At 57.7% G+C, this 1,951-nt stretch carries 2 protein-coding genes and 1 pseudogene; 1 reads left to right on the forward strand and 2 read right to left on the reverse strand.

All coding sequences use genetic code 11. The features are described from left to right. Positions 1–127 (forward strand): annotated as a pseudogene (locus PUT78_RS23430) (IS481 family transposase); the annotation flags it as partial. A 96-nt stretch (positions 128–223) separates the two neighbouring features. Here PUT78_RS23430 and PUT78_RS23435 read toward each other — a convergent pair. Both PUT78_RS23435 and PUT78_RS23440 read right to left on the reverse strand, forming a co-directional pair. Next, positions 224–1,606 (reverse strand): tetratricopeptide repeat protein, encoded by a 1,383-nt coding sequence (locus PUT78_RS23435; RefSeq protein WP_274354624.1) that lies wholly within the window; start codon positions 1,604–1,606, stop codon positions 224–226. A gap of 11 nt (positions 1,607–1,617) precedes the next feature. Next, on the reverse strand, positions 1,618–1,951 hold a 334-nt coding region (locus PUT78_RS23440), incomplete at its 5' end, for a hypothetical protein (RefSeq protein WP_274354625.1).

Consider the following 1,951-nt stretch of genomic DNA (forward strand, 5'->3'; position numbering starts at 1 on the left):
CTTCGCGCGCAGGCTCAAGACCCTCGGCGGTCTCACGCCCTATGAATACATCTGCAAGATCTGGACATCCGAGCCAGACAGATTCATCCTAAATCCGATCCACCAGATGCCGGGACTGAACACCTAGGTGCATGGTCTCTGGCATGGCAGCAAGCCCGGTGCCGGGCATGCCCCGGTCACTTATTCTACGTACGGAGTGCGTGGGTTGGGATGCTGGAAACGATCACGGTGCTTTCCGCGCGCCTGATGCGGAGGCGAGGCGGTCTGCTATTGCGGCCATCATCATGACCGCAATCTCGCCTTCGACGTTGCGCAGGAAGCGCATGGCTTCCTGAAAATGCCCCTGTGTCGCAAGCTTGTCCGCCACCGTCATCATTGCCATTTCTCGAATGCCGCTATCGGCATTCATCGCAAGTTCATACGCCTCGTCGACCTTCCCGAGCGAAGCCAGTTGGGCGGGAACCGCATTGGCGAAATGCCGCAACATCGCGCCCTCCGGGCCCGCTTGCTCAGACATCACCAGAAGCTCATTGAGGATGTTTTCTGCCTGCTCGGGAGAGTCCGCACGGGCGAAGGCCTCAGCGAGAGCAAACAATGCAGCCGCTTTCTCGATCGGCGATGGAAGTGTCATGGCTTCCACATGGGCGCGTTCGAGAAGCAATCGTGCCTGTTCGCCTTCGTCGGCCTCCCTTATCGCGTCCGCGAGTTTCGGCGCAAGCAGGAGTGCCGTCACTCGCCCTGGTGCATCGTTCAGAGATGCTTGCGCCCTCTGCAGGAAGGCTGTGTTGCCGTCGCCGGAGGATACCAAACCCGAAGACAGACCCGTCCATATGGCAAATTCGAACGCCGACGGGTCGTGCTTTCCGATGATCGTCGCAAGTTCCTCGGCGGCCTCGGTCGCCGCCGCCGCGTCGATGGAGGCCCATGTCTCGAAGATCTGCAGGATCAGTTCTGGCGTAACCTCCACGTCCTGATCGAGCATCAGCGCGTATGTTTCTTCGACAATCGCCGCCGCCTCAGCACGAAATCCGATCTCAGCCTCGGCTTCGGCGACCTGAAGCATCAGCGCTATAAACATCGGATTGAGCGGAATCAGGTTGCGATATGCGGCGATGCCGTCGAGAATGGCGCGACCTTCCTCGCCCGAGCCGGCTTGCGCGAAGGCTTCCGCGATCAACCGGCTCTGCCGGGTAACGTTCAAGCGGTCGAGATCGCTCTGGCCATCGGTTAGCAAAGTGTCAGCTTCGCGTAAGCGCTCCAAGGCCGATTCATTGTCTCCTTCCGCGATCAGGTTCCTTGCGTAGCTAACGAGAAACTCAGCCCGTGCGGTCTTCGCTTCGAGTTGTGCATATGAGGAGAGAGCCTGTTCGATAAGTCCGTCCGCCAGTTGCGCCTGCGCCAACGCCAGCATTGTGCGCTGACGTCTGAACGGGTCCATGTCGGCGGCAAGGAACGATTGAATTTCTCCGACAAGGCAGGCCGTGGTTACTCTGTCTCCGCATTGGTGCGATTCGACGGATACAGAAACCTCTTCCTGCGGTGAAACTGGGGAGTGCTGCGCCGATGCCTGACCGGCCAAGAAGAACACGGCAATTAAAGAAAGCAAGTATCTAGGCATCAAACGAGATCGAACCTTCGGGGATAGAGAACGCCAACCACTTCGCATCTGGGCTTTAGGATTTCGACTCTACGGTGGAAACGACACCAGATCAAATTAGAAAAGAGGGTTTCTGCGCTTGCAAGCGTTAAATTACCATCGTCGCCGCGCTGCTGTTCGACAATCCAATGGGTGGCATCTGTATGCACGGTCTCTATGGGCTTTGTTGATGGCATGGATGCCCCCTCCCGACGGCATCGTAATGTGCCAAGGTGATGTTTGCTGAAGACATCACAGAAGGAGAGAGCATCCATGTCCGAAGTTACCATCATCGGGATTGATCTTGCAAAGCGC

The sequence above is a fragment of the Roseinatronobacter alkalisoli genome, from assembly GCF_028745735.1.
GTDB classification, from domain to species: domain Bacteria; phylum Pseudomonadota; class Alphaproteobacteria; order Rhodobacterales; family Rhodobacteraceae; genus Roseinatronobacter; species Roseinatronobacter alkalisoli.